The sequence below is a fragment of the Clostridium grantii DSM 8605 genome (assembly GCF_900129965.1).
GTDB classification, from domain to species: domain Bacteria; phylum Bacillota; class Clostridia; order Clostridiales; family Clostridiaceae; genus Clostridium_AF; species Clostridium_AF grantii.
Window position 1 is genome coordinate 34,782 of the sequence record NZ_FQXM01000031.1, and the last position, 7,315, is coordinate 42,096.

General features: G+C 28.2%; 8 protein-coding genes and 1 pseudogene. All 9 read left to right on the forward strand.

Features of this window, described 5'->3' with window-relative positions; translation table 11 throughout:
- On the forward strand, positions 1 to 288 hold the full coding sequence (gene yqfC / locus BUB83_RS18365) for a sporulation protein YqfC (protein WP_073340578.1): 288 nt from the start codon (positions 1 to 3) through the stop codon (positions 286 to 288).
- The gene (yqfD, locus tag BUB83_RS18370; protein WP_073340580.1) at positions 285 to 1,451 is read left to right on the forward strand and encodes a sporulation protein YqfD; all 1,167 of its coding nucleotides are present in this window, start codon (positions 285 to 287) and stop codon (positions 1,449 to 1,451) included. The genes yqfC and yqfD overlap by 4 nt, the downstream gene beginning before the upstream one ends.
- A gap of 96 nt (positions 1,452 to 1,547) precedes the next feature.
- Complete coding sequence (locus BUB83_RS18375; protein WP_084133675.1) at positions 1,548 to 3,566, forward strand: HD family phosphohydrolase; 2,019 nt, start codon at positions 1,548 to 1,550, stop codon at positions 3,564 to 3,566.
- A gap of 2 nt (positions 3,567 to 3,568) precedes the next feature.
- A complete protein-coding gene (gene ybeY / locus BUB83_RS18380) occupies positions 3,569 to 4,069 on the forward strand; it encodes an rRNA maturation RNase YbeY (RefSeq protein ID WP_073340584.1) in 501 nt (166 codons plus the stop codon).
- 75 nt (positions 4,070 to 4,144) lie between these two features.
- Positions 4,145 to 4,846 carry a diacylglycerol kinase gene (locus tag BUB83_RS18385; RefSeq protein ID WP_073340586.1) on the forward strand — a complete coding sequence of 234 codons (702 nt, stop codon included), beginning with the start codon at positions 4,145 to 4,147 and terminating at the stop codon, positions 4,844 to 4,846.
- A 79-nt stretch (positions 4,847 to 4,925) separates the two neighbouring features.
- Positions 4,926 to 5,339, forward strand: a complete 414-nt coding sequence (locus BUB83_RS18390) for a cytidine deaminase (RefSeq protein WP_073340587.1) — start codon at positions 4,926 to 4,928, stop codon at positions 5,337 to 5,339.
- Positions 5,340 to 5,348: 9 nt separating this feature from the next.
- The gene (gene era, locus BUB83_RS18395; protein ID WP_073340588.1) at positions 5,349 to 6,233 is read left to right on the forward strand and encodes a GTPase Era; all 885 of its coding nucleotides are present in this window, start codon (positions 5,349 to 5,351) and stop codon (positions 6,231 to 6,233) included.
- A 26-nt stretch (positions 6,234 to 6,259) separates the two neighbouring features.
- A complete protein-coding gene (gene recO / locus BUB83_RS18400) occupies positions 6,260 to 7,024 on the forward strand; it encodes a DNA repair protein RecO (RefSeq protein WP_073340589.1) in 765 nt (254 codons plus the stop codon).
- Between the two features lie 94 nt (positions 7,025 to 7,118).
- Positions 7,119 to 7,315, forward strand: a pseudogene (locus BUB83_RS18405) (IS110 family transposase); the annotation flags it as partial.

A 7,315-nucleotide genomic window follows, 5' to 3' on the forward strand; every position in this document is an offset into this window, starting at 1 on the left:
TTGCAAAATAAATTTGAAAAGAAAAAAGAAATTTTTGCGGAAAGATTAGAATTGCCTAAAGATATATTGATGAATTTACCTAAAATTTCAGTAATAGGGGACAGGGAAATAACTATTGAAAATCATAAAGGGGTGGTAATCTTTGATGAAAGTGAAATAAAAGTAAATTCTAGTATTGGACTTATTACAGTTAAAGGAAAAAAACTGGAAATTTTATTTATGGAAGGTAAAACTTTAACTTTAAAAGGAAAAGTTTCTAAAGTAATTTATGAGGAGAATATATTATGAGGAGATTTAATTTTCAAAACTATAAAAATGGAATTATGACTATGGAAATTGTATCAAAAAGTCCAGAAAAATTTATAAATTTACTATGGAAGAATAATATTCCTATAAAAAATATTAAAAGAATAAATTTAAGAACTATATATGCAGACGTAAATTTAAAACATTACAGAGAAATCTGGGAACTGGCTAAAAAAACTGATGCTAAATTAAAGATAGTTGATAGAAAAGGTTTATCCTTTTTTATTCTAAAAATGGATAGAAGGAATACTATTGCTGTAGGTTTTGTAATATTTTTAGTATTGATTTATGGATTGTCAACTTATGTATGGAATATAAAAATTAATACTGAAAGATATGTGAGTCCCTTTGAGATAAGAAGAGAATTAATTAATCTTGGAATTAAACCAGGGATGCGTAAATCCAAAATAGATAGTGTTTATTTAGAAGAAAAGTTAGTGCAGAATAGTGCAGAAATAATGTGGGCGCGTGTTAGAATAGATGGATCCCAATTAATAGTTTCAGTTGCTGAAAGACAAGCTCCGCCCGTTATTGAAGTTGATAATGAACCATGTAATTTGGTAGCTAGTAAGGATGGCGTTGTGCAAAGAGTGTTTACAAATGGGGGAACTTCTGTAGTTGCGAAAGATGATGTTGTAAAAAAAGGAGATATTCTTGTTAAAGGTGAACAAGGAAAAGAGGGTAGTACATATGAAGTAAAAGCAGAAGGAAGCGTTATAGCGGAAACCTTTTATGAAAGTAAGAAGTTAATACCTAAAAACAAGGTTGTTAAAGAAAGAACAGGGGAAAGTGTAGAAGAAATTTATTTAAATTTTGGTGATAAAAAAATTTTTACAAAAAAATCTGAGAATAAATTTGAAAACTATGATAAAATAGTGAGTAATAAGTTTATATATACAAAAGTTGTCTATTATGAAGTAAAAGAAAAAAAAGAAACAAATAATACAGAAACCTTGATAAATGATATAATTGAGGATATAAGTAATGAGTTGATTATTAATATGGATAAGTCTGTTATTGTAAAAAATAAATTAGTTAATGAAAAAGAGATTGGAGATAATATAGAAATAAGTGTAACGCTTGTTTGTGAAGAAGATATCGCTTTACCAGAGAAACTAATTTATTCGGAAGTTAGTGAAAATTAAAAGTGATTGAATAACAAAGGATGTGAAAACTTGAAAAATATATTTAATGAGAAAATACCCAAGAGAATAATTATTTTTACTTTGAGTTTTATATGCATGTTTTTTATTTTGGTTTCAGCACTTGTAACAAAGAAATTTAATTTAGAAGTTGGAGATATTGCAAGTATAGATATAAAAGCACCTAGAGAGGTAAAAGATACTTTAAAAACCACAGAAAAAGAAGACTTGGAAGAAAGTTCAATACCTTTACAATATAATAAGGATTTAGAGATAAAAAATAATTCTTTTGAGGAAATAGATAGTTTTTTTATTGAAGTAGAAAAAATACAAACATTAGATATAACAGATGAAGAAAAATTAAAAAAATTAAAAGAACAAGAATATGTAAAAATAACAGATGAGGATTTTTTTGCTATTCTTAAATTAAGTAAAACCGAACTTGATACATTACACGATTCATTAATTCAAATATTAGATCAGGTTTTAAATTATGACATAAGAGAAAGTAACATAACAGGGAGCAATAAGGATAATGCCTATCAAGAAGATATAAAAAAGGCACAAGATGATATTGATGTAGAGTTTAAGGCTTTAAATATTTCAGGAAATTTAAGAGCTTTGGGAATAACAATAGGTTATACAAAAATAAAACCTAATTTCTTTTATGATGACGAAAAAACTCAAGAAACAAAACTGGAAGCAGTTAAAAAAGTTCAACCTGTGATGATTAAAAAAGATCAAATTATCATTAAAGAAGGAGAACCTGTTACAGAAAGAGATTTAATAGTTTTAGAAGATTTGGGGTTATTGAACTCTAATTTCAACCAATATTTATATTTGGCTATAGCTTCTTTAGTTCTATTAGTTTTAGGAACGCAATGGTATTTTCTATACAAATATTATCCTAAAATATTTAGAGATGGAAGTAAACTGATACTTGTTTGTATATTGGTGATAATTTCATTGTTACTAGCAAGAAGTATTTTGATTATTTCACCATATTTAATTCCTTTATCATGTATACCTATGCTAATGACTTTATTGATAAATGATAGAGTTTCAATGATGGTTAATTTAACAAATTGTATTTTGATAAGTGCAATAACTCAATTTAATATTGAAATAACGTTAATTGCAATAATCAGTTGTATGTTAAGTACCCTTATAATAAGAAAGTTACAACAAAGAAATGATATTTTATATGCATCATTATACATAGGAGCAATAAGTGTTGTGTTAACATTAGCAGTTGGATTTCTTATGACAAATAATATTGTTGAATTATTAATTAAAGCTTTATTTGCTTTCACTGGAAGTGTTATAGCCTCTGTATTAACTATTGGTTTTCTTCCGTTTTTTGAAACTACTTTTGATATAGTAACTAATATAAAGTTGTTAGAGTTATCCAATCCTAATCATCCATTACAAAAAAAACTTTTGCTTGAAGCACCTGGAACTTATCATCATAGCATACTTGTTGGAAACTTAGCTGAGCTTGCAGCTGAAAAGGTGGGAGGAAATCCGGTTTTAGCAAGGGTTTCTGCTTATTATCATGATATTGGTAAACTTAAAAGACCTATGTTTTTTAAAGAAAACCAAGTGGGAAATGAAAATCCTCATGATAAGATTAATTATAATTTGAGTACATTAATTGTAACCTCTCATGTTAAAGATGGTATTGAATTAGCAAAAGAGGCTAAGTTACCAGCTGTTTTGATGGATGCTATTGAACAACATCATGGAACATCCTTAGTAAGTTATTTTTATGTAACAGCCAAAAATAACGCTGAGAATCCAGAAGAAATTAGAGTGGAAGATTTCAAATATGCAGGTCCTATACCTACCAGTAAGGAAGTTGCCATAATAATGTTAGCAGATAGCGTTGAGGCAGCTGTAAGGTCTATAAATGATCCAACTAAAGGTAAAATAGAGGAAATGGTTAATAAAATCATTAAGGGCAAATTAAATGATGGCCAATTGGATAATTGTGATTTAACACTAAAAGATTTAAATGAAATAAGAATGGCATTTCTTAAAGTTTTATCAGGAATATACCATCAAAGAATTGAGTACCCAACAGAAAAAAATATTAGGAAGAAAAAAGAAGGAGAATAAATTTGATTGAATTTGAAGATCTTCAAAGTTTTATTCAAGTTGATGAAAAACTAAATCATACTGTGGAAAAAGTTATTCAATTTGCTTTAGAAAAAGAAAGAGTTCAGTTAGAAACTGAAACTAGTTTGCTTTATGTTGATAATAAAGAAATTAAAAGTATTAATTATGAAACTAGAAATATTGATAAAGAAACCGATGTTCTTTCATTTCCTATGATAAATTATCCGGATGGAAAAGTTTTCAAAGAAGTGTATGATGAAAATTCTTTTTATCCAGAGGATTTTAACGAAGGAAGATTGGTTTTAGGGGAAATTGTTCTTTCGTTGGAAAAAGCATTTTCTCAGAGTGAGGAATTTTCTCATAGTTTTGAAAGAGAGGTGTGTTATTTGTGTATACATTCTCTTTTACATCTTTTGGGTTATGATCATATGGTGGAAGTTGATAAAGTTATTATGAGAAAAAGAGAAGAAGAAATTTTGAATGAATTTAATATTGTTAGGTAATGACATGCAGCTTGCTGCATGTCATTATAATGACCAAAAGAGGATAAAAAGTTAACTGAAAAGGCGGGGATTGTTATCAGAAAAGTAAAAAAGCTTTTAGATAGTTTTAATTATGCAATTGAAGGTATAATTTACTCAGTTAGAACTCAAAGAAATATGAAAATACATATGGTGGCAGCAATAGTAGTACTAATTGGTTGTTTTTTTTATGATTTAACAAAAATTGAGCTAATAGCCGTAACTTATGCAATTACCATGGTTTTGATTTGTGAAATGTTAAATACAGCTATAGAATCTACAATAGACGCAACTACAAATTATTATCATCCTTTAGCTAAGATTGCTAAAAATGTAGCAGCAGGAGCAGTTTTGATTTCAGCAATTAACTCAGTATTTGTAGGATATATGGTTTTTGGAGATAAGCTTAAGCCATTTACTTTTGAAATGATGAAGAAAATTAAAAACTCAAATCCAGATATGGTTTTTTTGATTTTGGTTATAGTAGTTATTGTTACTATTATAGTAAAAGCTGTTTTTGGTGAAGGTACCCCATTGAAAGGCGGAATGCCTAGTGGACATAGCACTATAGGGTTTTCCATTGCAACCACTATTGCTTTAATAACTGAAGAACCTATTTCTATAGGGCTAGCGTATATTCTAGCTTTAATAATTGCTCAAAGCAGAGTAGATTCAGAAGTGCATTCTGCATTTGAAGTAATTGTGGGTGCTATATTTGGTTCGTTATTAACATTGCTAATTTTTGAATTGTTTTGGTAAAAAGTTTTGATTATTAACATATTAGTGGTATAATCGATATACAAATATGTATATAAATTTAGGCTTGGAGGATGAATTTATGAATAAACTATCTAAAGAGTATGAAAAACTAATGGAAGAAGCAATAAAATATAGAGAAAAAGCTTATGTTCCATATTCTAATTTTAAAGTTGGGGCTGCAATTTTGACTATAGATGGAGAAGTATATGGAGGTTGTAATATAGAAAATGCTTCTTACGGGGCTACGAATTGTGCAGAAAGAACAGCTATATTTAAAGCCGTATCTGAAGGAACAAATGAGATAACTGCTATAGCTATAATTGGTGATGAAAAAGAAATAACTTATCCTTGTGGTATTTGCAGACAAGTAATAAGAGAATTTGGGAATGAAGATGTAGATGTTATAATTTTTACAAGTTTAGACAATTATAAAATTATTAAATTAAGTGAAATACTACCTTATGCTTTTACTAAGATGGATTTGACAAAATAGGAGGAACAAATGTTTAAATCGGGTTTTGTAACAATAATAGGAAGACCAAATGTAGGTAAATCTACTTTAACAAATAAAATAATGGGTGAGAAACTATCGATAGTTTCTTGTAGACCTCAAACAACTAGAAATAATATTCAAACTATATTAACAAAAGAAAATTATCAATTGATTTTTGTGGACACTCCGGGGATTCATAAACCAAGGCATAAACTTGGTGAATTTATGGTGAAAATAGCGGAAGAATCTGTTAAAGATGTTGATTTAGTAGTGTTTATAACAAACCCTCAGCAAGAAATTGCAAAAGGCGATGAAATGATTATAGAAGGATTAAAACAATCTAATAAAACTGTTTTTTTGGTAATAAATAAAGTGGATGAGAATCCAAAAGAATTAACAGCTAAAACCCTTAAAATGTATTCTGAACTTATGGAATTTGATGAAATAATACCTATTTCAGCTTTGAAAGGTAATAATGTGGATAAATTGATAGATTTAATGGTTAGTCATATGCCAGAGGGTCCACAGTACTATCCAGAAGATATGATTACTGATCAACAAGAAAGATTTGTTGTATCAGAAATTATTAGGGAAAAAATACTTAGAATGTTATCTCAAGAAGTTCCTCATGGAACAGCAGTTGAAATTATATCTATGAAACAAGGTAAAAATAAAAACTATAAAATAGATGCTACAATTTTATGTGAGAAAGATTCTCATAAAGGAATAATAATAGGAAAAGGTGGCTCTATGCTGAAGAAAATAGGCACTTATTCTAGACAAGATATTGAAAAATTATTAGATGCAAAAGTTGATTTAAAGCTTTGGGTTAAAATCAAGAAAGACTGGAGAGACAGTTCTTTTGTATTAAAGGAATTAGGATATAAGAAGTAGGGTATAATATTTTAGGAGGATGAAAGTTGTCCATATTTAAGACTAGGGCCGTAGTGCTTAAAGTTCAAGATTTTAAAGAAAATGATAAAATAATATGGTTATTTTCTGAAAAGTTAGGCAAAATATCATGTATAGTCAGAGGAGCAAAAACTAAAAGAAGTAAATTTGCTTCTTTTACACAGCAATTCTGCTATGGGGAATATGTATTATTTAAAGGCAAAAGCTTTTATACAGTAAATGAAATAGAGCTAATTGATTCTTTTCAGTCATTTCTAAACAATTTTGACTCAATTACTTATGGATCTTATTTTTGTGAATTAATAATAATTGCTTTACAAGAACAGGAAAGTAATAGAATACTTTTTGAAGAGTTTATCAAAACTTTTTATTTGTTGAAAAGTGATGCTCTAGATGTAGAAACTATTGCAAGGACTTTTGAGGTTAAGTTACTAAAATATACAGGTTTTGAAATTAATTTTAATAGATGCGCCATTTGTAATACTAAAATCGAAAGTAGTAATAGTTTTTCAACTCAATTTTATGGTGGTATATGTAACAATTGTAAAGATATCAGTGCTATACCATTAAGTAAGGCTGCTTTTAATTATTTGAGGTTCTTCAATAACATGCCTATGGAAAATATCCATAGAATTAAATTATCTTACGAAGTTAAAGAAGAAATAAATTCTATTTTGAATTTATTAATATGCCAAAGTTTTTCACGAAGGCCGAAAAGTCTTGATATTTTTAATTATTTAAATAAGGAGCATTCCTGTTATGAAGTAAAATGAAATTTGAAAAAAAGAGCACCTGCTGATAAAATACGGGGTATAAGACGTTCGAACGTTTATCCCTAATTAAAAATTATCAGTGGAGGTACTCAATATGAATTATACACAAAATGAAAAGATTTTGTCAATTACAGAAAAAACTTTAGTTATAGGAATTGATATCGCAAAGGAAATTCAATATGCGAGAGCATTTGATTACAGGGGTATAGAATTTAGTAAAGTACAACCCTTTGAAAATACTTCACATGGATTTAAAATGTTTGAAGAATGGGCTAAATCAGTAGCTAAGGA

What these genes read in the sequence shown, in the direction of transcription:
- yqfD (WP_073340580.1), top strand. Translation starts at nt 285, where the DNA reads ATGAGGAGATTTAATTTTCAAAACTATAAAAATGGAATTATGACTATG.
- BUB83_RS18375 (WP_084133675.1), top strand. Translation starts at nt 1,548, where the DNA reads ATGTTTTTTATTTTGGTTTCAGCACTTGTAACAAAGAAATTTAATTTA.
- BUB83_RS18390 (WP_073340587.1), top strand. Translation starts at nt 4,926, where the DNA reads ATGAATAAACTATCTAAAGAGTATGAAAAACTAATGGAAGAAGCAATA.
- era (WP_073340588.1), top strand. Translation starts at nt 5,349, where the DNA reads ATGTTTAAATCGGGTTTTGTAACAATAATAGGAAGACCAAATGTAGGT.